General features: G+C 67.3%; 20 protein-coding genes and 1 other RNA gene. 18 read left to right on the forward strand and 3 right to left on the reverse strand.

The window, feature by feature from the left end:
• Positions 1–21 precede the first annotated feature (21 nt).
• From ABQY74_RS03760 to ABQY74_RS03775, 4 genes are read left to right on the forward strand one after another with little or no spacing between them, the layout of a single operon-like run.
• Positions 22–678 carry a c-type cytochrome gene (locus ABQY74_RS03760; RefSeq protein WP_047128075.1) on the forward strand — a complete coding sequence of 219 codons (657 nt, stop codon included), beginning with the start codon at positions 22–24 and terminating at the stop codon, positions 676–678.
• Positions 675–1,736, forward strand: a complete 1,062-nt coding sequence (locus tag ABQY74_RS03765; protein WP_349793459.1) for a beta-propeller fold lactonase family protein — start codon at positions 675–677, stop codon at positions 1,734–1,736. The genes ABQY74_RS03760 and ABQY74_RS03765 overlap by 4 nt, the downstream gene beginning before the upstream one ends.
• 35 nt (positions 1,737–1,771) lie before the next feature.
• Entirely contained in the window at positions 1,772–2,878 is a 1,107-nt protein-coding gene (locus tag ABQY74_RS03770; RefSeq protein ID WP_047128077.1) for an S-(hydroxymethyl)glutathione dehydrogenase/class III alcohol dehydrogenase, read from the forward strand.
• An 11-nt stretch (positions 2,879–2,889) separates the two neighbouring features.
• Positions 2,890–5,274 carry a TonB-dependent receptor domain-containing protein gene (locus ABQY74_RS03775; protein ID WP_349793461.1) on the forward strand — a complete coding sequence of 795 codons (2,385 nt, stop codon included), beginning with the start codon at positions 2,890–2,892 and terminating at the stop codon, positions 5,272–5,274.
• A gap of 683 nt (positions 5,275–5,957) precedes the next feature.
• Here ABQY74_RS03775 and ABQY74_RS03780 read toward each other — a convergent pair.
• Positions 5,958–7,931, reverse strand: a complete 1,974-nt coding sequence (locus tag ABQY74_RS03780) for a sigma-54-dependent Fis family transcriptional regulator (protein WP_047126072.1) — start codon at positions 7,929–7,931, stop codon at positions 5,958–5,960.
• A 249-nt stretch (positions 7,932–8,180) separates the two neighbouring features.
• On the reverse strand, positions 8,181–9,113 hold the full coding sequence (locus ABQY74_RS03785) for a carbohydrate kinase family protein (protein ID WP_003482735.1): 933 nt from the start codon (positions 9,111–9,113) through the stop codon (positions 8,181–8,183).
• 276 nt (positions 9,114–9,389) lie between these two features.
• Between ABQY74_RS03785 and ABQY74_RS03790 the strand changes: the two genes are divergently transcribed.
• From ABQY74_RS03790 to ABQY74_RS03835, 10 genes are all read left to right on the forward strand, one after another.
• Positions 9,390–10,436, forward strand: a complete 1,047-nt coding sequence (locus ABQY74_RS03790; RefSeq protein ID WP_006452025.1) for a rod shape-determining protein — start codon at positions 9,390–9,392, stop codon at positions 10,434–10,436.
• Between the two features lie 160 nt (positions 10,437–10,596).
• Positions 10,597–10,672: non-coding RNA, sX9 sRNA (locus ABQY74_RS03795), on the forward strand.
• An 80-nt stretch (positions 10,673–10,752) separates the two neighbouring features.
• Complete coding sequence (mreC, locus tag ABQY74_RS03800; RefSeq protein WP_349794128.1) at positions 10,753–12,030, forward strand: rod shape-determining protein MreC; 1,278 nt, start codon at positions 10,753–10,755, stop codon at positions 12,028–12,030.
• Positions 12,027–12,512, forward strand: coding sequence for a rod shape-determining protein MreD (gene mreD / locus ABQY74_RS03805; RefSeq protein WP_039514914.1), 486 nt, complete (start codon positions 12,027–12,029; stop codon positions 12,510–12,512). The genes mreC and mreD overlap by 4 nt, the downstream gene beginning before the upstream one ends.
• A gap of 3 nt (positions 12,513–12,515) precedes the next feature.
• Positions 12,516–14,576: a penicillin-binding protein 2 gene (gene mrdA, locus ABQY74_RS03810; protein ID WP_167763126.1), complete on the forward strand. Its 2,061-nt coding sequence runs from the start codon at positions 12,516–12,518 to the stop codon at positions 14,574–14,576.
• Positions 14,573–15,691 (forward strand): rod shape-determining protein RodA, encoded by a 1,119-nt coding sequence (gene rodA, locus ABQY74_RS03815; RefSeq protein ID WP_349794131.1) that lies wholly within the window; start codon positions 14,573–14,575, stop codon positions 15,689–15,691. Before mrdA ends, rodA begins: the two co-directional genes overlap by 4 nt.
• A gap of 321 nt (positions 15,692–16,012) precedes the next feature.
• A complete protein-coding gene (locus ABQY74_RS03820; protein ID WP_349794133.1) occupies positions 16,013–17,413 on the forward strand; it encodes a glycosyl hydrolase family 28 protein in 1,401 nt (466 codons plus the stop codon).
• Between the two features lie 317 nt (positions 17,414–17,730).
• The gene (gene mltB / locus ABQY74_RS03825; protein ID WP_024940725.1) at positions 17,731–18,870 is read left to right on the forward strand and encodes a lytic murein transglycosylase B; all 1,140 of its coding nucleotides are present in this window, start codon (positions 17,731–17,733) and stop codon (positions 18,868–18,870) included.
• A complete protein-coding gene (locus ABQY74_RS03830) occupies positions 18,867–20,282 on the forward strand; it encodes a septal ring lytic transglycosylase RlpA family protein (RefSeq protein WP_349794135.1) in 1,416 nt (471 codons plus the stop codon). Before mltB ends, ABQY74_RS03830 begins: the two co-directional genes overlap by 4 nt.
• Before the next feature lie 259 nt (positions 20,283–20,541).
• The gene (locus tag ABQY74_RS03835; RefSeq protein WP_016900824.1) at positions 20,542–21,747 is read left to right on the forward strand and encodes a D-alanyl-D-alanine carboxypeptidase family protein; all 1,206 of its coding nucleotides are present in this window, start codon (positions 20,542–20,544) and stop codon (positions 21,745–21,747) included.
• A 145-nt stretch (positions 21,748–21,892) separates the two neighbouring features.
• Here the strand turns inward: ABQY74_RS03835 and ABQY74_RS03840 are convergent, their stop codons facing one another.
• A complete protein-coding gene (locus ABQY74_RS03840; RefSeq protein WP_115510652.1) occupies positions 21,893–22,954 on the reverse strand; it encodes a lipid A deacylase LpxR family protein in 1,062 nt (353 codons plus the stop codon).
• Between the two features lie 290 nt (positions 22,955–23,244).
• On the opposite strand from ABQY74_RS03840, the gene ABQY74_RS03845 reads away from it, so the two are divergent.
• From ABQY74_RS03845 to lipA, 4 genes are all read left to right on the forward strand, one after another.
• Positions 23,245–24,228, forward strand: a complete 984-nt coding sequence (locus ABQY74_RS03845) for a CsgG/HfaB family protein (RefSeq protein ID WP_024939685.1) — start codon at positions 23,245–23,247, stop codon at positions 24,226–24,228.
• A 127-nt stretch (positions 24,229–24,355) separates the two neighbouring features.
• The gene (locus ABQY74_RS03850; protein ID WP_349794138.1) at positions 24,356–24,634 is read left to right on the forward strand and encodes a YbeD family protein; all 279 of its coding nucleotides are present in this window, start codon (positions 24,356–24,358) and stop codon (positions 24,632–24,634) included.
• Entirely contained in the window at positions 24,622–25,320 is a 699-nt protein-coding gene (lipB, locus tag ABQY74_RS03855; RefSeq protein ID WP_349794140.1) for a lipoyl(octanoyl) transferase LipB, read from the forward strand. Before ABQY74_RS03850 ends, lipB begins: the two co-directional genes overlap by 13 nt.
• 15 nt (positions 25,321–25,335) lie before the next feature.
• Positions 25,336–26,349, forward strand: coding sequence for a lipoyl synthase (gene lipA / locus ABQY74_RS03860; protein ID WP_039530906.1), 1,014 nt, complete (start codon positions 25,336–25,338; stop codon positions 26,347–26,349).
• Positions 26,350–26,396: the final 47 nt, after the last annotated feature.

Raw genomic sequence — 26,396 nt, forward strand, 5'->3', positions numbered from 1 at the left:
GTCACCCGCCGCGCGCACGGGGTGCGCGGTGCTCCCTCCGATCAGAAAGGTTCGTTCATGCGCAAGTCCACCGTGGGTTGTTTCGATCGTTCCATGCGCGCACCGCTGTGCGCGGTGATGCTCAGCGTCGTGCTGGCCGCCTGCGGCAAGGACGCACCGCCGCCCGCGCCCGCGCCTGAGGCGGCCACCGCACCGGCTGCCAGCCCGCCGGCGCCGGCCACCGGCACCGCCGCGCCTGCGCCTGCAGCGGCGAGCGCCGCGGTGCCCAATCCGGCCGCTGGGCCTGCGCCGGATCCGGCCACGCCGCCCGCAGCGCCGGCCACCGTGGTGCCGATCCCGAAGGGGCCGGAGGTCAAGGTCACGCCCGAACTGATCGCCGAGGGCAAGAAGATCTATTTCTCTGCCGGCTGCAATGCCTGCCATGGCGGCACCGGTGGCGGCGGCATGTGCCCGCCGTTGACCAACGACATCTGGGTGTATGGCAGCGACGACGACACCTTGCGTACGCTGATCAGCGAGGGCACTGCCGCGATGATCACCCACGGCAAGACGCGGGTCGGGCATGAAAAGGTGGTCGGGCAGATGCCGCCGTTCGCGCCGGTGCTCAAGCCGGGCGACACCGAAAAACTGCTCGCCTTCATCCATTCGATCAACAAGACCGCGGGCAAGGCGCAATGAGGCCAGCGCCAACCGGTTGGCAGTGCATCCTTGCAGCAACTGCGCTGGTCGCGCTGCTGGCCTTGGCCGGTTGCCGGCGCGATGCCGAGCCGCCGGCGTCCAGCGCGGCGCCGGCGACAGCGACGCCTGCAACGCCCGCCGCAGCACCGGTACCCGCAACGCCGCCGGTATTTGCCTATGTGCCCAACCAGCGCAGCGGCACGGTGTCGGTGATCGATACGCACACCGACACGGTGGTGCGTACGCTCAGTGCGCAGGGGCAACTGGGCAAGCGCCTGCAGCAGGTAGTGCCGGGCCCGCAGGGGCATCTGTACCTGATCGATGCCGAGCATCACCGCCTGATCGAACTCGACACCGACAAGGACACGGTGCTGCGCAGCGTGGCGATCGGCGAGAACGCCGAGGGCATTGCGCTGTCGCCGGACGGCAAGCAGTTTGCGGTGTGCGTGGAAGGCCAGAACCAGGTGATGTTGATTGATGCGGCGCAGTTCAGCGTGCAACAGGTGATCGCCACGCGCGGGCAGGCGCCCGAGCACTGCGCCTACACGCCGGACGGGCAGTGGCTGCTCACCAGCAACGAGGGCTCCAACGACATGGACATGATCGAGCTGGCCACCGGTCGCTCGCGTGGCGTGGTCGCCACCAGCGGCCATCCGCGCGGCATGGCGTTCGCGCCTGACGGGCACAGCGTCTACATCGCGCAGGAAACCGCCAACGTGGTCGACGTGATCGACCTGCAGACGCGTCGACGCCGCGCCAGCCTGCCAGCCGGCGTGCGCACGGCCGGCGTGGCGTTGTCGGCCGACGGCACGCGGCTGTATGCGTCCAACGGTGGTGCCGGCACGCTCAGCGTGATCGATACCAACACTGCGCGCAGTCTCGCCGAGATTGCGGTGGGGCTGCGGCCGTGGAATCCGGCACTGACCCCGGCCGGCGACAAGCTGTATGTCGCCAACGGGCGCTCGAACACGGTGAGCGTGATCGACACCGTCGCGTTGCGCGAGATCAAACAGATCCCCGTCGGCGAACTGCCGTGGGGCGTGGTCATCGCGCGCTGAGCGGCGGGCATGCCGCAGCGCGCCAGGGAGGCCGCATGAAGACACGCGCTGCGGTGGCATGGGGTCCGCACCAGCCGTTGACCATCGAAGAGGTGGACCTGCAGCCGCCGCGGCCCGGCGAGGTGCTGGTGCGCCTGGTCGCCACCGGGATCTGCCATGGCGATGCGCATGCATTGGCGCACGGGCAAGCAAGCAGCTTCCCGGTGATCCTGGGGCAGGAAGGGGCCGGCATCGTCGAGGCGGTCGGTATCGGCGTCACCAGTGTGCAGCCCGGCGATCACGTCATCCCGCTGTACATGCCCGAATGCGGCGTGTGCAAGTTCTGTCGCTCCGGCCGCACCAACCTGTGCCAGGCGATCCGCAGCAGCCAGGAGCGCGGGCTGATGCCCGATGGCAGCAGCCGGTTCTCGTTGCACGGCCGGCCGATCCTGCACCACATGGGCACCAGCACGTTCTCCGAATACACCGTGGTGCCGGAGATCGCGGTCGCGCGGATCCAGCCGGAGGCAGCGCTGGATCAGGTCTGCCTGCTCGGTTGCACGGTCACCACCGGCGTCGGTGCGGTGCTCAACAGCACGCATGTGCGGCCCGGCGATTGCGTGGCGGTGTTCGGCCTGGGCGGCATCGGCTTGTCGGTGGTGCAGGGCGCGGTGCTGGCGCAGGCCGGGCGCATCATCGCGGTGGATATCGACCCGGCCAAGTTCGCGCTGGCGCGCGCCTTGGGCGCCACCGATTGCCTGGATCCGCGCGACTACGGCGCACCAATCCAGCAGGTGATCGTGGACCTCACCGATGGCGGCGCCGACCATAGCTTCGAATGCGTGGGTGATGTCGGCGCGATGCGCGCGGCGCTGGAGTGCTGCCACAAGGGCTGGGGCGAGAGCGTCATCCTCGGCGTGGCCGACGACGCGCAGGAAATCAGCACGCGCCCGTTTCAACTGGTGACCGGACGGGTATGGCGCGGCAGCGCGTTCGGCGGAGTGAAAGGGCGCAGCGAATTGCCCGGCTATGTCGCGCGCTATCTGCAAGGCGACATCCGGCTGGCGCCGTTGATCACCCGCACGCTGGCGCTGGACGACATCAATCAGGCGCTGGCGGACTTGCGTGCGGCGCGCGGCATCAAATCGATCGTGCTCTATTGAGGGAGACGCAGATGGCAGCAGGCACACGCAGCACAGCGACGTTGCACCATCACGCACTGGCAGGCGCCTGCGCCAGCGCCTTGCTCGCAAGCAGCGCGCTGGCAGTGGCGGCCGATGCGCCGCAGGTGACCTGGCTGGACCGCATCGAGGTCACCGCCACGCCGATCCCCGGCACCACCATCGATGCGGCGCAACTGCCGTACATGGTGCAATCGGCCACCAACAGCGAGCTGTCGCGCGCGCGCAGCAACAACCTCGGCGATCTGTTGCAGCGGCGCTTCGTCGGCGTGGATGGCAACGATGTGCAGGGCAGTGCGTTCCAGAACGACCTCACCTTCCACGGGTTTCGCGCCTCCGCCTTGCCCGGCGCCTCGCAAGGCGTGTCGGTGTATCTGGACGGCGTGCGTTTCAACGAACCATTCGCCGACATCGTCAGCTGGGACATGCTGCCCGAGTCGGCAATCAATGCAGTGACCCTGATGCCCGGCTCCAATCCCTTGTTCGGGCCGAACACGCTCGGTGGCGCGGTGGTGTTGTCTACCGCATCAGGCCTCACCTCACCAGGAGTGCAGGGCGAGCTGAGCATCGGCAGCGGTGCGCGCAAGCGCCTGGATGCCAGTTACGGGCTCGCCAGCCAGGACGGCTGGCATGGCTTTGTCGCGGTCACCGGCTTCGACGAAAATGGTTGGCGCGATGCCTCCGAGGGCCGCCTGGGAACCGTGTTCGGCAAGGTCGGCAAGCAGGGCGAGCAGACCGACTGGAGCCTGTCGGTGCTGCACGGACGCAGCCGTTTGATCGGCAATGGCCTGCTGCCGGATACGCGCTACACCGACGATGGCCCCGAGCCCGGCCTGTATCGCGCCGACCGCCGCGCGGTGTACACCTCGCCCGATCTCACCCGCAATCGCAATACGCTGTTCACCGCGCAACTGGACCATCGTTTCGATGCGGACACCGCATTGCATGCACTGGCCTACGCGCGCGTGGGCCGCCGCGACACCGTCAATGGCGATATCGGCGAGGACTACGAAGAATTTGTCGAAGAATGTGCCTCCGGTTATGCCGCCGATGGCAGCGCGCTGGATGCCGATTGCGATGTCGCACGCGCCGATGCCGATGCATTGCCCACCGGCGCGCTCAACACCACCCAGATGCGCCAGGAGGCGCAAGGCCTGGCAGTCAACCTGAGCAGGCAGTGGGGTGCGCATGCGCTCAGCACCGGCGTCACCTTTGATCGTGGCCATGTGCGCTATCAGCAATTCGCCCGCGATGGCTGGGTGCAACCGGACCGCTCGGTCGCTGCCGATCCGGATGCCGAGCGCGCGTTCTTTTCCGGCGTGCGCGGCAGCACTAAGACGCTGGGCGTGTTCGTCGCCGACACCTGGGCGCTGGACGCTGCCACCCATCTCAGTGCCGCAGTGCGCTGGAATCGCGTGGTGGTGGACAACATCCTTTCCACCGCCGAGGACGGCGACCGCCCACGCGAGCGCTTCGTCTATGCCAAGGCCAATCCATCGTTAGGGTTGACCCATCGGCTCGGCTCGGGGCTGACGGTGTACGGCTCGGTCGCGCAAAACAGCCGCGCACCGACCGCGATCGAACTGGGCTGCGCCGATCCCACCCAGCCGTGTCGGTTGCCGACCGGCCTGCAGGCCGACCCGCGCCTGGAGCAGATCGTCTCGCGCACGTACGAGCTCGGCGCGCGCTGGGCACCGTCGGCCAACAGCAACGCCAGCCTGTCGGTGTACCGCGCCGACAATCGCGACGACATTTTGTTCCTGCGTGCACCGGACACCCAGCTGGGTTACTTCGACAATGTCGGCCGCACCCGCTACCAGGGCGCGGATCTGGCGCTGCGCCTGCGCAGCGGCGACTGGCAATGGTCGGCCGGCTACAGCTTCCTGGATGCGACCTACCGCAGCGATGGCGAGCTGCTGTCCGGCGAGCGCGTGATCGCCTTGCGTCCAGGCCTGCGCATCGCCGCATTGCCGCGCCACAACCTCAAGCTCGGCGTGGAATGGCAGCGCGATGCGCTGACCCTGGGCGCCGGGGTGCGTGCGGTGGCCGGCCGCGTTGCCAGCGGCAACGAGGATGGCCAGGTCGACAATGCCGAAGACGGCGAGCCCGCACCGGAGCGTATCGACATCGGCACCGCCGGCTATGCGCTGGTAGACCTGCAGGCGCGTTGGCAACTGGGCGCGCGGTTGTCGCTGTTCGCCCGCATCGACAACGTCTTCAACCGCCGCTACGCGACCTACGCGGCTGTGGCCGAAGACGTGTTTCCGGACGGAGCACTCGCGCGCCCGCAGGACGCGCCAGTGGAAACCGGCCCGGCGCGGTTTCTCGCACCAGGTGTGCCGCGGCAGTATCTGATCGGCATACGCTGGGCGTTATGAGGCTGGGGATTCGGGATTGGAGATTAGGGATTCGCAAGGCGCAAGGTGCAATCGCCAGTCGCCCGCAGCGTTATCTGGATGGTGCCGAGCTGCGCTAGTCGAGGGCGCGGTGCCCTCACCGCACCAGAGAGTTGGCTGGTGACGTCATTGAAGAACGAAGACACTGCAGCAGACAGTTGATGGTTACTCGGAAGCTTAGATCAAGAGCCGAGTCGGTCGAGCGCGCGGCGCCCTCACCGCTCGCGGGACACGCCGTAAACCCGTCCCTGGGGGCTCGGTGGCGGCATCCATGCCGCCACACGGTCCCGCAATCGGTGAGGACACCGCACCAGACAGTTGATTGGTTGCCTTGTTTAAAGCCATGCACACCGACCATCTCGACTGGCCCTTGCCCGCCCACCGTCGCGGGACCTTACGCGGCATGGATGCCGCGTAAGAGCCTACATGGACGTACTTGCGGCGTGTCCCGCGATGGTGGGCGGGCAAGGGCCCTGCAGCCAAGCCCCAAATCATCCCCTCCACAATCGCGGCATCAACACGGGGTGCATGCCACCTCAAGCAACAGCGGCACCCGCCTGGTGGTCAAGAAGTGCTATTGATAAATCGCTTTAAATACCAGCGCCAAGACCCCGCCTTGGCTCTGACGAATCCCCAATTCCGAATCCCAAATCCCCGCCCCTCAATCACCCGGTATCCAGGCCATGCTTGCGCAGCTTGCGATACAGCGTATTGCGACTGATGCCCAGGGCATCGGCGGTGCGGCTGACATTCCAGCGGTGGCGTTCAAGTTGTTGCTGCAGCACCAGGCGTTCGGCCTGGTCGAGTGCGACGCGGCCGGGCATGTCGTCGGCGGCCACTGCGCGGCCATCGACCAGGCACGGTGCGCTGCCGGCATCGACGATTTCCTGCGGCAGGTTGGGCAGGCGGATCACCCCGTCGCTGCACAGTACCGCCGCCGTGCGCAGCACATTACGCAACTGGCGCAGATTGCCCGGCCATGCGTAGCTCAGCAGTTTGTGCATCGCTTCTTCGCTGATGCGCACGCTGTGCTCGCTGTTTTCTTCGCGAAGCAGCGTGCGGATCAGCTCGGCCTTGTCGCTGCGCTCGCGCAGCGGTGGCAGGTGCAGCACCACGCCATTGAGCCGGTAATACAAATCCTCGCGAAACTCGCCGGCCGCCACCCGCTGCGCCAGATCGCGATGGCTGGCGCTGATCACGTGCAGCTCCAGCGGTACCGCGCGTTCGCTGCCCAGCGGGGTGACGCATTGTTCTTCCAGCACGCGTAGCAGGCGGCTCTGCAAGGGCAGCGGCATGTCGCCGATTTCATCCAGGAACAGCGTGCCGCCGCTGGCCTGCAACAATTTGCCATGGCGGCCTTCGCGCGCAGCATCGGTGAAGGCACCGCGTGCATACCCGAACAATTCGCTCTCGATCAATGCCTCGGGAATCGCCGCGCAGTTGATCGCCACGAAGGCGCCGCCGGCCCACGGCGAGCCGCGGTGCACCGCCTTGGCAAATTCCTCCTTGCCGGTGCCGGTATCGCCGCGTAGCAGAATCGATACGCGATGCGCAGCCAATTTCAAGGCATTGGCTAGGTTGTGGCGCATGCGCGAATCCGAGCCGACATGCTCACCGGGTTGCAGCTCGGTATCCGGTGCCAGCTGTGCCGGCCCGCCCACCGCCGGCAGCGCAGCGCGCGCGCGCGGCGGGCGCACCAGTGCGTAGAACCGCCGCCCGTGGCAGGCGCAGCGGATCGACCACAAGGTGCCGGCATCGCTGCCGGCGCGATGCTCGAGGGTGTCGAAATCCAGCTGCATCACCTGCGCGATGTTGCGGCCCACCAGCTGGCTGCGATCGATCTTGCCCAGTTGCTCCAGCACCGCCTCGTTGACTGCCAGCACGCGGCCATCGGTATCGATCGCGATCAGTGCCTCGTGCAGCAGGCCGGCGAACTCGGGCCGGCTATGGAAGCGCAGGATGAAGGCATGGCCGAACTGGTTGAGGAAATGCGAGCGCGAGATCTGCGCCGCCGACATGCTCACCAGGGCCACGGTGTGGCGCTGGATCTGCTTGCCGTCCTGCGCATTGGGAGTGGACGCATCCAGCACCGCCAGCAGCCCGCCATGCGGGTCCAGGATCGGCGCGCCGCTGCACGACAGCGGCAGATGGCGGGTCAGGTAATGTTCGCCGCGGTGCACGCTGACTGCGGTGCGCTCGGCCGCGCAGGTGCCCAGGCCGTTGGTGCCCTGGTGACACTCGGCCCAGCTGGCGCCGCAGAACAGACCGGCCTGGCGGAATTCGCGCAGCAGGGTGGGGTCGTGCACGCTGTGCAGCACGGTCGCCTCGGCATCGGCAAAGATCACGGCGTAGCCGCTGCCGGCGATCTGCTCGTAGAGGTTTTCCATCTCCACCTTGGCAATGCGCAGCACATCGCCCAGACGTTGCTGGCGCTCGCGCACGTGCAGCGCATCGTGCACCAGCGGCTCGGGGGCTGCCTCGGGCAACAACGCGTAATCGTCCAGGCAGCGCCGCCACGAGCGCGACAGTGGTGCGGCAAGCGGCGCAATGTCGCGCAGCCGGCGGATCTGCCGGAGCGCATCCGGCTCGATCTCCGGCAAGGCGATGGACGTGGCGGCGACAACGCTTGGCTCGGACATGGGCCAGCGTTCCTCAGTGGGCGCGAAACGTCAGTAGAGGCACAGATCGGGCTGATGCTCAAACTGCATTGCAGCAATTGCGGTGCCGACGCGCCCCCTCTCCTGCGGGAGCGGGTTGCGGTGAGGGGACGGTGCGAAGCCCGAAGCTGTTCAACCTGCACGGAGCTTCGCCCGTCCCCTCATCCGCCCCTGCGGGGCACCTTCTCCCGAGGGGGGAAGGGCACAGCGCTGATCAGCGGTGGTGCCGCGTCAGAGCGCGTAGCCGAACTGCTGCTTGAACTGGTCGTTGAACTCGGCAAAGTCGAACCGCTGGTTCTGCGTGCCGGGGTGCTCCACCTTCAGCGCGCCCATCAGGTTGCCCATCCGCCCGATCGTCAGCCAGTCGTAACCGCCCTGGATGCCGTAGATCAGGCCGGCGCGGAAGGCGTCGCCGCAGCCGGTCGGGTCGACCACGCGGCGTTCGTGTGCCGGCGGGATGTCGTAGGTCTTTTCCGGCGTATGCACCAGCGCGCCCTTGGGGCCCTGCGTGGTGATGTAGGCCTGCACGCGCGAGACGATGTCCTTCTCGTCCCAGCCGGTGCGTTCCTGCAGCAGGTTGGATTCGTAGTCGTTGACCACCACGTACTGGGCCTGCTCGATGAACTGGCGCAGTTCCGGGCCGTTGAACAAGGGCATCGCCTGGCCGGGATCGAAGATGAAGGGAATGCCGGCGGCAGCGAACTCTTCCGCATTCTGGATCATGCCCTCGCGCCCATCCGGGCCGACCAGGCCCAGGGTCACGCCCGGCACATCCTTCACGTGGTTCTCGTAGCTGCGCATCATCGCGCCCGGATGGAACGCGGTGATCTGGTTGTTGTCGTGGTCGGTAGTGATGAAGGCCTGCGGGGTGAACAGGTCGTCGATGATCTTCACCCGCGACAGGTCGATCCCCAGCGTTTCGAAGTGTTCGCGGTACGGGCCGAAGTCCTGGCCCACGGTGCCCATCGGGATCGGCGCGCCGCCGAGCAGATGCAGGTTGTAGGCGATGTTGCCGGCGCAACCGCCGAACTCGCGGCGCATGCGCGGGACCAGGAACGACACATTCAGGATGTGCACCTTGTCCGGCAGGATGTGGTTCTTGAACTGGTCCGGAAACACCATGATGGTGTCGTAGGCGAGGGAACCACAGATCAGTGCGGACATCGAGTCAGGCCTTTGCGTTAGGAAATACCCGCCAGTTGCCGGGCATGGCAGCGGGACGGCGCGCGCGCCGCGGCGCAAAGGGTAACGGCTGCGACCGATCAGGGCCACAACCGCATGCCATGCCCGGCGTGACCGGCACATGAAAACGACGCCGCAACGGCCGATTTTTCCTTGCCCGCACCGGGGGGGATTGCTAGGCTAGTGGACTTCGTTTTCTGCCCAAAATTTCGCCAGTCTGGCGGCGGGCACGCGACTTACCCAGGAACAACTCCCTCGATGTTCAAGAAACTCCGCGGCATGTTCTCCAACGACCTGTCCATCGACCTGGGCACGGCCAATACGCTGATCTACGTACGCGGGCAGGGCATCGTACTGAACGAACCTTCGGTGGTGGCGGTGCGTCAGGACCGCGCAATCGGCGGCACGCGCTCGGTGGCCGCCGTCGGCGCCGAGGCCAAGCAGATGCTCGGCCGCACCCCGGGCCACATCACTACGATCCGCCCGATGAAGGACGGCGTCATCGCCGACTTCACCTACACCGAGGCAATGCTGAAGCACTTCATCAAGAAGGTGCACAAGTCGCGCTTCCTGCGCCCGAGCCCGCGCGTGCTGGTGTGCGTGCCGGCCGGTTCCACCCAGGTCGAGCGCCGCGCCATCAAGGAATCGGCGGAAGAGGCCGGTGCGCGCGATGTGTATCTGATCGAGGAACCCATGGCCGCCGCGATCGGTGCCGGCATGCCGGTGACCGAGGCGCGCGGTTCGATGGTCATCGACATCGGCGGCGGCACCACCGAAGTGGCGGTCATCTCGCTCAACGGCATCGTCTACTCGCAGTCGGTGCGCGTGGGCGGCGACCGCTTCGACGAGTCGATCACCAACTACGTGCGCCGCAACCACGGCATGCTGATCGGCGAAGCCACCGCTGAGCGCATCAAGCTGCAGATCGGCTGCGCCTACCCGCAGGACGAGGTGCAGGAGATGGAAATCTCCGGCCGTAATCTTGCCGAAGGCGTGCCGAAGATGATCAAGATCAACTCCAACGAAGTGCTCGAGGCATTGCACGAGCCGCTGTCGGGCATCATCTCGGCGGTCAAGCTGGCGCTGGAACAGACCCCGCCGGAACTGTGTGCCGACGTGGCCGAGCGCGGCATCGTGCTCACCGGCGGCGGCGCACTGCTGCGCGACCTGGACCGCCTGATCTCCGAAGAAACCGGCCTGCACGTGCAGGTGGCCGACGACCCGCTGACCTGCGTGGCCCGCGGCGGCGGTCGCGCGCTGGAGCTGGTGGACATGCACGGCAACGAGTTCTTCGCGCCGGAGTGATGGGGACGGGAATCGGGAATCGGGATTGGGGAATCGTAAAAACATTCCCTGCCTGCGGCCCTTTGCGGTTACGACGCGGTCCCGCCGATTTGAGTTCCAGAGCAGCCATCAAAACTACTGCGCAGCCGTCAGGCGGGCGTGGCAGGTGCTCGGAATCCTCATGCACCCGCCGTACACTCCGGTTCCTGCGTGCTGCCCGCACCCACCTGACGATTGCTCGCTACGTTTTATTAGCCGCTCCTAGCCTGAGCCGCACCAAGGGCAGCACAGCGCTCTCCGATTCCCCATTCCCGATTCCCTATTCCCGGCCCTGACAGTGCCCTCCTACGCCGGTCCTCCCGTCGCCTCCCGTCCGGGCGAAGTCACCTCCACGCTGCGGCTGCTGGTCTATCTGGTGCTGGCGATCGTGTTGATCGCGCTCGATAGCCGGGGGGGCTGGCTGAGCCAGGTGCGTCTGCAGGCCAACCTGCTGATCCAGCCGATCTGGGCGGTGGCCGGGTTGCCGGGGCGGATCGGCTCGCAGGTGCGCGACAACGCCGCCACCCATGCGCAGCTGGTGGAAGAAACCCGTACCCTGCGCAATCAGTTGCTGGTAGCCAATGCGCGCCTGACCCGGCTGCAGACCGCCGCGCTGGACAACGCGCAGCTGCGCGAGCTGCTCAACGTCGCCGAGCGCCGCGGGCTGGACGTGCAGCTGGCGCCGATCCTGGATATCGACCTGGACCCGACCCGGCAGCGCCTGCTGCTGGACGCCGGCAGCCGCGATGGCGTCCTGCTGGGCCAGGCGGTGATCGACGCTGGCGGGCTGATGGGCCAGGTGATCGAAGTGACCCCGCTGCATTCGACCGTGCTGCTGTTGACCGACCCCGACCACGCGGTGCCGGTCAGCGTGGCGCGCAACGGCGTGCGCCTGATCGTCTACGGCCGCGGCGACCGGCTGGAACTGCGCGATATCCCGCTCAGCGCCGGCGTGCAGGTGGGCGACGAAATCGTCACCTCCGGCCTCGGTGGCCGCTTCCCGGCCGGTTTCCCGGTCGGCAAGGTCTCCGAACTGCATCCAGACGACACCCACGCCTTCCTGGTCGGCGAACTGACCCCGGCCGCCAAGCTCGATCGCGGCCGCGATGTGCTGCTGCTGCGCGCGGGCAAGCCACTACGCGTGGTGCCGGGGGCCGGGATTGGGGAGTCGGGAGTTGGGATTGGTAACGGCAACAGCAACAGCAACAGCAACAGCAACAGCAACGGCGTCGCGGCGGCGGCCGGCGCGCCGGTGACTGCGACACCGCGCACGCCTGCGGGCGGTGTTTCCAGCGCAGCGACTGATACCGCGCGCCCGACGGCCGCCGCGGCATCGGGCACCGGTACCTCGGCGCCTGCACGGTCCGCAGCGACACCTGCCGCGCCCGGCGCGCTGCCGTCCAGTGCGCCAGCGTCCGGCCGCCCGGCCAGCACGTCCGCTCGGCGTCCCGCATCGACCGCATCCAACGGCCCGAATCCCGCTTCACGTCCGGCTCCGCCACAGGGCGCTGCTTCCAGCCAATCCCCAATCTCCACTCCCCAATCCCGTCCGGCTCCAACGGAGACGGACCAATGACCCGCATGCGCAACACCTGGATCCTGCCGGCGAGCATCGTCATTGCGCTGGTGCTGGGCCTGCTGCCGCTGCCGATCGTGGTGCAGCCGCTGCGTCCGTACTGGCTGGCGCTGGTGCTGGCGTACTGGGTGATCGAGGAGCCGGACCGGGTCGGGCTGGGCATCGCCTTCGTGGCCGGCGTGCTGGCCGACCTGCTGTATGGCGGGCTGCTCGGCGAGCAGGCGCTGCGGCTGGTGATCATGACCTTCATCCTGCAGCGCTTCCGCGCGCGGATGCGCTTCTTCCCGGTCTCGCAGCAGGCGTTGGCGATCGGTGGGCTGCTGCTCAACGACCGCATCGTCTCCTCGGCCGTGCATCTGGCGGTGGGCGAGCCGACCCTGCCGTGGAGCTACTGGTGGGCGCCGCTGCTGGGCATGGCGCTGTGGCCGCCGCTGTTCGTGTTGCTGGATGCGGTGCGGCTGGGCAAGCGGAGCAAGAAGTAAGCCATGCACGGGCGTCGTCATCCCAAGAACCCGCATGCGGAGGCCGAGCAGTTCCGCCGACGCGCGGTGCTGGGCTTTGTGATGGTGGTGATCTGCCTGGTTGGCCTGGGCGGCTGGTATTTCAAACTGCAGGTGCTCGACCACGAGGTCTATGCCACGCGCTCGGAAGCCAACCGCATCAAGCCCAAGCCGGTGGTGCCCGGGCGCGGCATGATCTACGACCGCACCGGCCGGCTGCTGGCCGAGAACGTGCCGGCCTTCCGCCTGGACGTGACCCCGGACAAGGTCACCGACATGGACGCCATGCTGGCCGCGCTGGGCAAGGTGATCCCGATCGCGCCGGAGGATCTGGAGCGCTTCAACCGCGAGCGGCGCGCGCGCCGCAGCTTCCTGCCGGTGACGCTCAAGCTGCGCATGAGCGATGAGGAAATGGCGCGCTTTGCGGTGGAGCGCTGGCGCTTCCCCGGGGTGGAGCTGGAGCCGTACCTGACCCGGCGCTATCCGTACGGGCCGCTGTTCGCGCACATCATCGGCTACGTCGGCCGCATCGACGAGAAGGACCTGGCGGTGCTGGGCGAGGGCAATGCCGCGCTCACCCACATGGGCAAGTCAGGGCTGGAGCGGTATTACGAGCAGGACCTGCGCGGTCAGGTCGGTTACGAGCAGGTGGAAACCAACGTGCAGGGGCGGGCGATCCGCACCGTCGGCCGGGTCGCGCCGCAGTCGGGCGCGGACCTGCGCCTGTCGGTGGATGCCGACCTGCAGCGCGCGATGGTGGCCGCGTTTGGCGAGCACGAGGGTGCGGCGATCGCGATGGACCCGCGCACCGGCGAGATCCTGGGCATGGTCAGCCTGCCCAGCTACGACCCCAACCTGTTCGTCAACGGCATCTCGCATACCGACTTCAAGATGCTCAACGACAACCCGTCGCGGCCGCAGTTCAACCGGCTGGTGCTGGGCGGCGTGGCGCCGGGCTCCACGCTCAAGCCGCTGATCGCGCTGGCCGGCCTGGACAGCGGCCTGCGCCGGCCGGAAGACCGGGTGCTGTCCACCGGCATGTTCTACCTGCCCGGGGTCAGCCGCGGCTGGGGCGACTCGCACCGTGGCGGCCATGGCTGGACCGATCTGCGCAAATCCATCGCCCAGTCGGTCAATACCTATTACTACCGGCTGGCGGTGGACATGGGCATTGAGCGCTTCGACCACTACCTGGGCGACTACGGCTTCGGCCAGCCGACCGGGGTGGACCTGCTCGGCGAGATCGGCGGCATCCTGCCGTCGCCGGCCTACAAGTACAAGACTCGCAAGGAGCGCTGGTATCCCGGCGACACCGTCAACATCGCCATCGGCCAGGGCGACTGGAAGGTGACCCCGCTGCAACTGGTGCGCGGGGTGTCGGCGATCGCCAGCGGGCTGCTGCTGCGCCCGCACCTGGTGCTGGAGCAGCGCACTGGCTTCGATCACCCCTGGCAGCCGATGATCCAGCCGCCGGGCAAGCCGATCAGCCCGAGCGCGGCGCATCTGCAGGTGGTGCGCGAGGGCATGATGGACACCATGCGGCCTGGCGGCACCGGCTATGCGATCACGCCGGGCGCGCCGTATCAGATGGCCGGCAAGACCGGCACCGCGCAGGTGGTCAGCCGCAAGGGCGTGGCCGCGGTGGATCCGCGCAGCCTGCCGCTGCACCTGCGCCACCGTGGCCTGTTCGTTGGCTTCGCGCCGGCCGACAACCCGGTCATCGCAGTGGCGGTGGCGGTGGAGGGCGGCGGTTTCGGTACCAGCTCGGCAGCGCCGATCGCACGCAAGATCTTCGACGCCTGGCTGCTCGGCAAGCTGCCCGCCGGCCTGGAGCCGCTGGACAGCGAGCTCGGCATGACCGCGGTGGGCGTCAACCAGTTCGAAGCCGGCGCCACCGATGCGCGCCAGGCCGGCGATGCGGCCGCGGCCACGCTGGAGGAGCTGCCGGTGGTGATCGGCCAGACCGCGGTGGCGTTGGACCCCAACACGCCGGCGCAGCCGGTGGTGCCGGATGTGCCCGATGCGGTCCAGGAGACCGACCATTGAGTGACATCCTGCGCTGGCTGGTGGACATGGTTGCGCGCTTCACGCGCAGCCTGGACTGGGTGCTGTGCCTGGCGCTGAGTGCGCTGATGGTGATCGGCCTGTCGGTGCTCAAGAGCGCGGGCGGCGCTGCCAACGGCGATCACCTGGTGATGGCGCAAGCCGTGCGCTTCATCATCGGCCTGGCCGCGATGTGGGGGATTTCGCGCATGTCGGTGCTGCGCCTGCGCGCCTGGACGCCGTGGGTGTACGGCCTGTCGATGCTGCCGCTGCTGGCGGTGTTCGCGCTGGGCACCGGCAAGTACGGTCGCCAGTGGCTGGACCTGAAACTGTTCTACCTGCAGCCGGCCGAACTGCTCAAGATCAGCCTGCCGATGATGGCGGCCTGGTATCTGCACCGCATGCCATTGCCGCCGCGCATCTCCACCGTGCTGGTGACCGGCGTGATCATCGGCGTGCCAACCGCGCTGATCATGTTGCAGCCGGACTTCGGCACCGGCGTGCTGATCGCCGCCAGCGGCGTGTTCGTGCTGCTGCTGGCCGGCCTGCCGTGGTGGTGGGTGGCGGTGGGCGTGGGCGGCGTCTCGGCGGCCGCGCCGGTGGCCTGGTTCTGGCTGCTGCGGCCGTACCAGAAGGACCGCATCATGATGTTCCTCAACCCGGAAAACGATGCGCTGGGCGCCGGCTGGAACATCATCCAGTCCAAGATCGCGATTGGCTCGGGCGGTTTCGACGGCAAAGGGTGGGGACTGGGCTCGCAGTCGCATCTGAACTTCATTCCCGAACAGACCACCGACTTTGCATTCTCGGTGCTCAGCGAGGAGTTCGGCTGGATCGGCGTGGCGACCGTGCTCAGCCTGTACCTGATCGTGATCGCGCGCTGCCTGTGGATCGCCGCGCAGGCGCGCGACACCTATTCGCGCCTGGTCGCCGGTGCCACCGGCCTGGCCTTCTTCGTCTACGTGCTGGTCAACGGCGGCATGATTTCCGGGCTGCTGCCGGTGGTGGGCGTGCCGATGCCGCTGATGAGTTACGGCGGTACCTCGGCGGTGTCGCTGCTGGCCGGGCTGGGCCTGGTGATGGCGGTCAAGGCGCACCGCCCGGTGCATGGCTACTGAGCCGGCGCGATCTGCAGCCGACGCTGACAGGCACTCACTCGTGTCGAAAGAGCCAATCACACCTGGCCAGGCGCACTACGCCGCTGGCGACAGGCGCATGACACGCAGCTGACGCTGCGCAAGGCGCGCGCGGTTCTGCGCGCTGCGTTGCAATGACGACATCCCGGCGCAGGGCCGCTTCGCGCATGCGGTATCGGGTTCGCTCGTCTTCTGTGAATGGGCGCGTCGCTCCGTAGAGTCCGATGCGCCGCCGTCCTGCGCGCGGCCGGGTCGCGTTGCAGTTACAGGCACGCGCCATTCCTCTTCCAGGTGACTTCTTCCATGAAACTGCTAACCGCCGCGATCGGCGGTGTCTGTCTTACGTTCGCCGCACACGCCGGCGCCATCAACCTTGCCACCGGCGATACGCGCGCGGTCTCCGAGCCGGCGATTCCCGCCACCTGCCAGCCGGTGAGCGCCAGCCACACGCCAAGCGGGCGGCTGTTCGACGCCGCGCTGGAAAGCGCGCCGCCCGATACCAAAGCCATCCAGGCCGCGCTGACTGCCTGCACCGGCAAGAACGGCAGCGTGCTGCTCAAGGCCGGTACCGGCAACGCGTTTCTCAGCGGCCCGCTGACCATTCCCACCGGCGTCACCCTGGTCGTCGATCAGGGCGTGACTGTGTACGGCTCGCGCAATCCGGCCGACTACGGCAGCGGTTGCGGTGTCGCAGGCGCCAAGAGCGGCGGCTGCCTGCCGCTGATCAGCGTCAAGGGCACCAGGTCGGGCGTGATGGGCGTACGCACCGGCGGGCGCCAGGGCACGATCGACGGGCGCGGCGACCTGCCCATGCTCGGCAAGAGCACCACCTGGTGGGAGTTCGGCGAAAACGCCAAGGCTGCCGGCCAGGTGCAGAACAGCCCGGACCTGGTCAAGGTGCAGAACTCAAACACGTTCACCCTCTACAACGTCAATCTGATCAATGCGGCGTACTTCCATTTCTTCGCGCATATCGTCGATGGCCTGACCGTCTGGGGCGTGCGGGTGAAGTCGCCGGCGACCAGCCCCAACACCGATGGCCTGGACCTGGACAGCGTGGTCAACGCCAGCCTGGTCGACAACGATGTAATGGGCGGCGACGACTGTGTGGCGATCAAGACCATTGCGTCCAAGTCCGGCAACATCAGCGTGCGCGACAACCGCTGCTACGGCACCCACGGCATCTCGATCGGGAGCGAGGTGATGTCCGGGGTCAACAACGTGCTGGTCGACGACAACGCCATCACCGCCACCGACGATGCCGGCAACCGCAGTACCGACAACACCGGCTTGCGCATCAAGACCAGCCTTGCCAAGGGCGGCCCGGTCAGCCTGGTCACCTATCGCAATACCTGCCTGTACGGGGTGACCAGCCCGCTGGTGATCAACCCGTTCTATTCGGTGGGCGGTAGCGGCACCAAGCCCAGCTTCGCCGGGATCGTCGTCAACGGCCTGCGTACCACCGGCGATGTCGGCCTCAAGGGCAAGGGCTGGATCCTGAAAGGCTTCGATGCGCAGACGCCGCTGGACCTGACGCTGGCCAATGTCGCCACCGGCAATACCGCGGTCTCCGCCAGCGATGCGCAGATCGGGCTGAGCAACAGCGCGCTCACCCCGACCGGCAGCAACGTCACCACGTCCAGCGTGCAACTCAGCGGCAGCGTGCCCACCTGCTCGACTGCGCCACGCTTCCCGGCCCTCTAATCAACCAGGTGCGGCCACCCGGCCGCGCCTGACGGGCCGGATCGACATCAAAGGACCCAAGCCGGCCGCTAATGCCTTAGAGGAAGAAACCAGAAGCAGGCCCACGGCATGCCGCAAAAACGCAACGCCTCGCCACGGTCCACCAGACAACCCCGGTCGGCACACGAGCACCCCGCACCCCCACAAATCCCGAATCCCCATTCCCCATTCCCCATTCCCCCTCCCAAATCCCCTGCCGCCCAAAGCGGCAAACTAAAGCTCTTTCCTTTCATGGTCTTATTGCCAGAAGTTCATCTGTTCTCTGTTACCCTCGGCCGATGATTCGACGCACTCTGACCTGCCTGCTTACCCTCGGCCTTGTCGCCTGCGCGACTCAGCCCAGCCCTCCGACCCCGCCGCCGGCCGCCAGCGCGCCCCCGGCCAAGCCGCCGAGCGCCCCGGTCGCGCCCGTCAGTGCCGCTGCCGAAGCGCCCGCGCTGCCGCCGGTGGACCTGACCCCGGTGCCGTTCGAGATCGCCCGCGCCAACTTCGTGCGCGACACCGCCGCCAAGTACGGCATCGACGCCGCACAGATCGAAGCAGTGCTGGCGCAGGCGCAATTCAAGGACGCCATCGTCACCGCGATGTCGCGCCCGGCCGAGCGGGTCAAACCGTGGAACGAATACCGCCCGATGTTCATCACCCAGGCGCGGATCGATGGCGGCCGCAAGTTCCTGGCCGAGCATCGCGCCGAACTGAGCAAGGTCGAAGCGGCCACCGGCGTGCCGGCGCAGGTGATCGTGGCCATCATCGGGGTGGAAACCAGTTACGGCAGCAATGCCGGCAAGTACCGCGTGCTGGACGCGCTGTACACGCTGGCGTTCCGCTATCCGCGCAGCGGCGACCCGGCCAAGCTCGAGCGCGAAGTGCGTCGCGAGCTGTTCTTCCGCGATGAACTCGGCCAGCTGTTCGCACTCGGCAAGGAAGAGCAGCTCGATGTCACCACGCTGATCGGCAGCTATGCCGGCGCGATGGGCATGGGCCAGTTCATGCCGTCCAGCTACCGCCAGTTCGCCGTCGACGGTGATGCCGACGGCAAGCGCAACCTGTTCACCGACCACAACGACGTGTTTGCCTCGGTCGCCAACTACTTCGTCAAGAAGGGCGGTTGGGTGCGCGGTGGCCAGGTCGCGGTGCCGGCCACGCTGGCCGCCGGCCACGAGGAATTCAATCCCACCGACTGGTCGCCGGTGTACACGCTGGCCGACCTGTCCGCGCGCGGCTATCACCCGAATGCCCCGGTGGTGGCCGGCAGCACCGCCACTCCGATCACCCTGGACGATGCCAACGGCAAGCAGTACTGGCTGGGCTTCCAGAATTTCTACGCGATCACCCGTTACAACATTTCCAAGATGTACGCGATGGCCGTGTTCCAGCTGTCCGAGGCCATCGCCGGCAAGGAGTTACCCCCGGCATGAACAGCACGACAGGCCCCAAGTGGCTGATCCCGATGGCGCTGATGCTCGGCCTGGCGGCCTGTAGCAGTGCACCGAAGAAAAGCGCCGGCACCGGCGGCAGCGGCGCGATCAAGGGCGTCAAGGTCGACGGCAAGGGGCCGGCGTATGTGGCCACCGGTTGCCCCTCGACCTCGCCCTACGCACCCGCCAAGGAAGACCCGTCCACGCGCGGCGACTACACCGCCGGCGGCCTGTACAAGCCCGGCGTCAAGGACACCACGCCGGACCACGTGCCCAACGTGGCCTGCATCCCCGAACCGCTGGTCACCAACGAGCCGCGCTCGGCGGTGGGCAACCGCTCGCCGTATGAGGTGCTGGGCAAGCGCTACGTGGTGATGGACAACCCCGGCGACTATGTCGAACGCGGGACCGCCTCGTATTACGGCAGCAAATTCCACGGCCGGCTGACCTCCAACAAGGAGGTCTACGACATGTACGCCTTCACCGCTGCCCACAAGACCTTGCCGTTGCCCAGCTTCGCCCTGGTGACCAACACCGACACCGGCGACTCGGTGGTGGTGCGCGTCAACGACCGCGGCCCGTTCCACGATGGCCGCGTGATCGATCTGAGCTACGCCGCTGCGGTCAAGCTGGGCATCACCGGCAAGGGTACCGGCAACGTCGAGGTACGCGGCCTGACCGAAGCCGACAACGGCAATCTGCTGGCCAAGCGCCGCAGCGGTAGCGCGCCGGTCCGCACCGCGGTGGCCGCCGCACGGCCGGCTACCAGCGCCAGCCAGATCGATGGGTTGGTACAGCGCCTGCCCACCCGCACCGTACCGGCCGCCGCCCCGCGCGCAGTGGCCGCCAGCGCCGCCGCTCCGGTGGCCGCCGCAGTGGCAGGCAGTGCAGGGGCCGCTGCGATTCCCGCGGGCGAGCGTTGGCGCTACCGCGTGGCCGATTCGCGCCAGCCCGGCAACGCCGACAACTTCGATGCCTGGATGAAGTCGCAGGGCGTGCGCGTGGCCACCGGCAAGCCGGCTGCCGCCGCGCCGCGGCCTGCCTCGGCTGTCCCGGTGGCGGTCGCGCCAGCCGCCCCGGTCGCGGTGGCGGCGATCAAGCCTGCCGACAGCGCGCCGGCACGTCCGCTCAGGAGCGAACCGGTACCGGCCAAGGCGCCGAGCGTGGCCGAGGCGGCACTGGGCGACATCCTGTTGCAGGTGGCCAGTTTCGCCAGCCGCGAAAACGCCAACCGCGCGCTGTCGCAGCTTGCCTCAGCCGGGATCGCCGGTGCCAGCGTCAGCGACATCGTCAGCGGCGGTCGCACCTTGTGGCGGCTGCGCGTCAATGCGCGCGATCACGCCAATGCCTCGGAAATCGCGCAGCGCATCGCCGGCCTGGGCTTCGGGCGCCCGCAGATCGTCGCCAACTAGCTACGATCGATCCGGCAGCCAGGGCGTCGGTGGGTAGGCCGGCGCCCGCTATCGACAGGTAGCGTTGGGCAGCCGCGATCACGACGCGCCCGATGCAGCTTGCTCGATCGCCCAGTGCGTCAGCCACGTTCGGCGCGTCGTCTGCCGCCATCGCTGAACTGCGCAGGCGCGCGCAGCATCGCGCGCGTCGCCCTGATCGCCGTGGCGCCTTACAATTTCGCATTACCCAGCCTTCGGGCCCGTCAGGAGTCGTTCTTCAATGAAATTCCGCTTCGCCGCCGCTGCGGTGGCCACGTTCGCCTTTGGCCTGGTCTGCGCGCAGACCCCTGCGCCGCAGCCGACGCCTGCCGTTGCCGCTGCGCCGGCCGCCGTCCCGGTTCCGCCCGCACCCGCGCCGGCGGTGTCCAAGTCCTGGATCCTGATGGACTACGCCACCGGGCAGGTGCTGGCCGGTGAAAACATCCACCAGCAGCTGGCCCCGGCCAGCATCACCAAGGTGATGACCTCCTACGTGGTCGCTGCCGAAATCAAGAATGGCAAGGTCAAGCGCGACGACCAGGTCATGATGAGCGAGCGCGCCTGGCGCGAGGGCGGTGCCGGCACCGACGGCAGCTACAGCGGCTTCCCGGTCAACCAGACCGCGCGTCTGGAAGACATGGAAAAGGGCATGGCGATCCAGTCCGGCAACGATGCCGCGATCGCACTGGCCGAGCATGTGGCCGGCAGCGAAGAAGCCTTCGCCTCGCTGATGAACAGCTACGCCGCCAAGATCGGCATGAAGGACTCCTACTTCGTCAATGCGCACGGCCTCAGCGCCGAGGGTCACCATTCCACCGCCTACGATCTGGCGATGCTGGGCCGCGCGATGGTGCGCGATTACCCGGAGACCTATGCCTACAACAAGATCAAGGAATTCCAGGTCGGCAGCATCAAGCAGAACAACCGCAACCTGCTGTTGTGGCGCGACCCGGCGGTGGACGGCATCAAGACCGGCCACACCTCCGAGGCCGGCTACTGCCTGCTGAGCTCGGCCAAGCGCGGCGACCAGCGCCTGGTGGCGGTGGTGATGGGCGATTCGTCCGAGCGCCAGCGCGCCGACGACAGCCTGGCCCTGCTCAACTGGGGCTTCCGCTTCTTCGAAACCCACAGCCTGTACGCGCCCGGCAAGGTCGTGACCAAGCAGAAGGTCTGGAAGGGCCAGCAGGACGAAGTGCAGCTCGGCGTGGCCCAGCCACTGCTGGTCAGCCTGCAGCGCGGCCGCTACAACGACCTCAAGCCCAGCATGGAAGTGGCCAAGAACCTGCAGGCCCCGATCAAGCAGGGCCAGCAGATCGGCACCGTCAAGGTCAGCCTGGACGGCAAGATCATCGCCCAGGCCCCGCTGGTCGCCATCAACGCAGTCGAAGAGGGCGGCTTCTTCAAGCGCCTCTGGGATGCGTTCTGGATGTGGTGGGAATCAGAGTGATCCAAAGAAAAAGCCGGCGAAAGCCGGCTTTTTCTTTGCGGGGATTGGGAATTGGAGATTCGGAATTGGCAAAGGCGAGAGCGGCAGCGAAGCACCAGCAGCCCGCTCTTGCGAATCCCCAATCCCGACTCCCCAATCCCAGCCCTCAAAGCATCCGACTGATCGTGAAACTGCCATACACCGGCGTTTCGCGCTGGGTGTCGAATTCGCGGGTGCGGTGATAGCGGGCGATGGCGAACTTCCAGCGGCCGTACATCACCGCCAGGCCGTAGCCGACATCGCCCACGAACGGGCGCTTGTCCACGCTGTGGCTGTTGCGGAAGGTGTTGCCGTCCAGGGTGATGTCGCGCAGCACCCAGCGCGCATCGGTGGTCAGAAACAGATGGCCCGACCAGCCGCTGGCGCGTCCGAGCCGGCTGGGGGCGGTGTTCTCGCCGGCCGGGCGGGTCGGGGTGCTGCCGAAGTCGTCCGGCAGCTTCCAGCCAAAGCGCACCTCGCCACCGGCATTCAGATGCGTGGCCATGTTGCCGACCGCGCCACCCCAATGCGAGATGAAGTCCCAGCCGAAGCCGTCCGCATTGACTGCCGCATCGCCCGGCCAGCGGCGCATGCGCTCGTGCACCAGGTTGATCAGCGGCTCGTTGTGCAGCTGGTTGTCCCAGCCCTGGAATTTTTCGTCGCCCAGCACATCGTGGATCGCATCCTGCGCTTCCTGCGCAAATGCCCACGGGCCGACCACGCCGATCTGCAGCTGGGTGGTGCGCAGATGCGCATCGTTGCGCGCGTTGTAGCCGAAGCTCGCAAGCAGGATGCCCGCATACGGGCGATCATCTGGGATCACATCGCGGCGGGTGGGATCGGTGGGAGTGAAAATCGCCTGGCCGATCGAGAACACCATGTTCTGCTGGTCGAACTCACCCGGATGCAGACGCTCCAGATAGCCGTTGACCCAGCGCGCGGTGCGCGGCAGGCAGGGGTCGTCGGTGTAGTCGACCAGGTTGGGCGACACCAGCGTCAGCACCGCGCCGTTGGAATAGCCCTGGTCCTGATCCTCACCGCCGAACAGGTCGTTGTCGACCCGGAAGTTCACCGCCGGCGGCGTCCGGCTCATTCTGCTGGAGTCGCACTGGTCGGCAGCCAGGGCCGGCATCGACAGCCCGGAAAGAGAGAGCAGCAGGGCAGCGGACAACGCGCGCGGTCGAAGCATGGAGGGCCTGGAAAGGTAGGAAAGGACGATGTTCAGCAAAGGTGCCTGCGGCCGCTGCTGCGCCGCGTGAATGTGCTCCGGGATCATGCCCGAGCCGCCCGGATGCAGCGGCAGGGCCTGGAACACCAGTCCGTTCCATTTGCGGTACGGCGGCCATGAAAAGCCCGCGCGAATCGCATATGATCCGCCTCCGGGGGAACCAGCCCCAAGGAACGGCGGCCTTTCTCAGGCCGTTTCATCACCAACGGATCGCGTTTGCCGACGGCAGCGCAGGTGTCAGGGGAACAAATATGAGCAAGACGATTTCTGTGAGCGCAGCGCTGTTGTCCAGCGTGTTGGGTGTTGCACTGGTCAGTGTCAGCGCGCCGGCCTCGGCCGGGCTGAAGGATGCCTTCAAGGGGTCTGCACAGGATCAGCGCAAGGAGGCCGTCGCGCAGATCCCGGTGTGCGCCAAACCGCTGGGCAGCCTGTCGGTGCTCGAGCCGGAGGATGCAGTCAACTGGTGGTCGGGTCAGCAGTTGCCGGCGCCGTCCAAGCTGATCAAGGTCTTCGTCAACCGTTCGCGCTGCTTCACTCTGGTAGACCGTGGCGCGGGCATGGCGGCATCGCAGCGCGAGCGCGACATGGCGGCAAACGGCGACCTGCGCGCCCGCTCCAACGTCGGCAAGGGCCAGATCCGCGCAGCCGACTACGTGATGACGCCGGACCTCATTTCGCAGAACCACAATGCCGGCGGCAGCGCCATTGCCGGCATGCTGGGCGGCCTGATGGGCGGCAATGCCGGCAACCTGGTCGGTGGCCTGAACCTCAACAAGAAGACCGCCGACGTGGTGTTGACCATCACCGATGTGCGTTCCTCCGAACAGGTCGCCATGGCCGAAGGCAACGCCAAGAAGACCGACCTGGGCTGGGGCGCGCGTGGCAACGTCTTCAGTGGCGGCGACTACGGCGCGGCTGGTGCCGGCGGTTATGCCAATACCGAGATCGGACAGGTGATCACCCTGGCCTATCTGCAGGCTTATACCGACGTCGTCACCCAGCTCGGCGGTCTGTCCGGCAACGCGGCTGCATCCAATGTGCAGCAGGCTGTGACCGTAACCCGCGCGGGGCGTCTGTTGGGCAATGCCAAGGGCACTGGCGCGGCCGTGCGTACGCTGGAGCCGGGCATGATGCTGTACCCGACCGGCACCAAGGAAGGCGTCATGTGGGAAGTCGAAGACGAAATGGGCAACCGCGGCTGGGTGTCGTCGGCCATGCTGGAACTGTCCAAGTAAGCAGTTGGCCAGACCCACGCTGGGCGTGACGCGTACGGCGTGAAACAACGGGGCCCTTGCGGCCCCGTTGTTCTGTCCCGCGCACGGCGGGCTTGGGTTTGTCTGCCATCGTCCCGATAATGGGCGGATGGAAATCAGCACCGACAACCCCGATCACGGCTTCCAGTTTCCCGGTACCTTCGAGCTCAGCGCCATGGGCGCGGCCGAACGCGGGCTGGAAAGCGAACTTCCGCGCCTGCTCGCCGCCGCCGGTGTGGAACTGCTGGAGGAAAGCATCAGCTGGAAGCATTCGTCCAGTGGCAAATATGTCTCGGTCAAGATCGGCTTCCGCGCCGAGAGCCGCGAGCAGTTCGACGCTGCGCACCAGGCGCTGCGCGACCACCCGGAAGTGAAGTGGACGCTGTAGCGGCCCAGGCTGCGGAAAGCCCTGTTCCCGTCCTGCCGGCGCAGTTGCGCGACCTCGGCCGACAGGCCTACGCGCCAGTGTGGCGTGCGATGCAGCGTTTCACCGATGCGCGTGATGAGGCCACGGCCGACGAAGTGTGGGTGGTCGAGCATGCGCCGGTGTTTACGCTGGGCCAGGCCGGCAAGCCCGAGCATGTGCTGGCACCGGGCGAGATTCCGGTGCTGCAGGTCGATCGCGGCGGCCAGGTCACCTATCACGGCCCCGGCCAGCTGGTGGTCTATCCGCTGCTGGACCTGCGCCGGCTCAAGATCGGCGTGCGCGATTACGTGTGCAAGATCGAGCAGGCGCTGATCGACACGCTGGACGAGTGGAATATCGTCGCCGAGCGCCGCGAGGGCGCGCCGGGCGTGTACGTGGGCGGGGCCAAGATCGCCGCGCTCGGGATCCGGGTGCGGCGTGGCTGCACCTTCCACGGCCTGTCGTTCAATGTGGCGATGGACCTGGAGCCGTTCCACCGCATCAACCCCTGTGGCTACCAGGGCCTGCAGGTGACCTCGGTGCTAGACTTGGGCGGCCCCTCCGGGATGGACGCCGTCAAGGCGGTGCTGCTCGATCAGCTGGCGCGCCAGTTCGGTCTCGTCCTGCAGCCTGTCTCCGCGTTGCCCGACCTTTCGCTTCCGGCCTGAGCGCCCGTTATTGCCATGACCCAGCCTATCGCCCGTTCCATCCCCTTGCAGGTCGTCTCCGGCGACACCGCCGCACCTGCGCCGCTGCAGACCGGCGTCAAGCAGATCGGTGGCGACAAGATCAACCGCTCGCCGGTGCAGTTCGTCGATGCGCCGGTGTTGCGCAAGCCGTCGTGGATCCGGGTGCGGATTCCGTCCGGCAATGCAGTGCAGAACCTCAAGGCCAAGCTGCGCGAAAACCGCCTGGTCACGGTCTGCGAGGAAGCCAGCTGCCCGAACATCCACGAGTGCTTCAGCCACGGCACCGCGACCTTCATGATCCTGGGTGAGGTCTGCACGCGGCGCTGCTCGTTCTGTGATGTGGCGCATGGCCGGCCCAAGCCGCCGGATGCAAACGAACCGGCCAGCCTGGCCACTACCGTGGCCGACATGGGCCTGAAGTATGTGGTGGTGACCAGCGTGGACCGCGACGATCTGCGCGACGGCGGTGCCCAGCATTTCGTCGACTGCATTTCGGCCATCCGGGTCAGCTCACCCAAGACCCGTATCGAGATCCTGACCCCGGATTTCCGCGGCAAGGGCCGCATGGACCGCGCACTGGAGATCCTGGCGCTCAGCCCGCCGGACGTGTTTAACCACAACATCGAAACCGTGCCGGACCTATACCCGAACGTGCGTCCGGGTGCTGACTACCAGTGGTCGCTGACCCTGCTGCAGCGCTTCAAGGCGCAGCATCCGTCCATCGCCACCAAGTCCGGCATCATGCTCGGCCTGGGCGAGACGATGGAGCAGGTGCAGGCCACCTTGCGCGACCTGCGCGCGCACGAGGTGGACATGATCACCATCGGCCAGTATCTGCAGCCGACGCCGCACCATCATCCGGTGATGCGCTACTGGACGCCGGAGGAATACAAGGCGCTGGAGGATTACGGCAATGCGCTGGGCTTCAGCCACGTCGCCTCCGGGCCGATGGTGCGCTCCTCGTATCACGCCGATCGCCAGGCCGCCGGCGCGGGCGTCGCTGCTTAAGCCAGTCGGCAGCGCCTGCGCCCATGCTCAGGCGGGCGCGGCCGCCG

The sequence above is a fragment of the Xanthomonas sp. WHRI 7064 genome (assembly GCF_040202355.2).
GTDB lineage: Bacteria > Pseudomonadota > Gammaproteobacteria > Xanthomonadales > Xanthomonadaceae > Xanthomonas > Xanthomonas arboricola.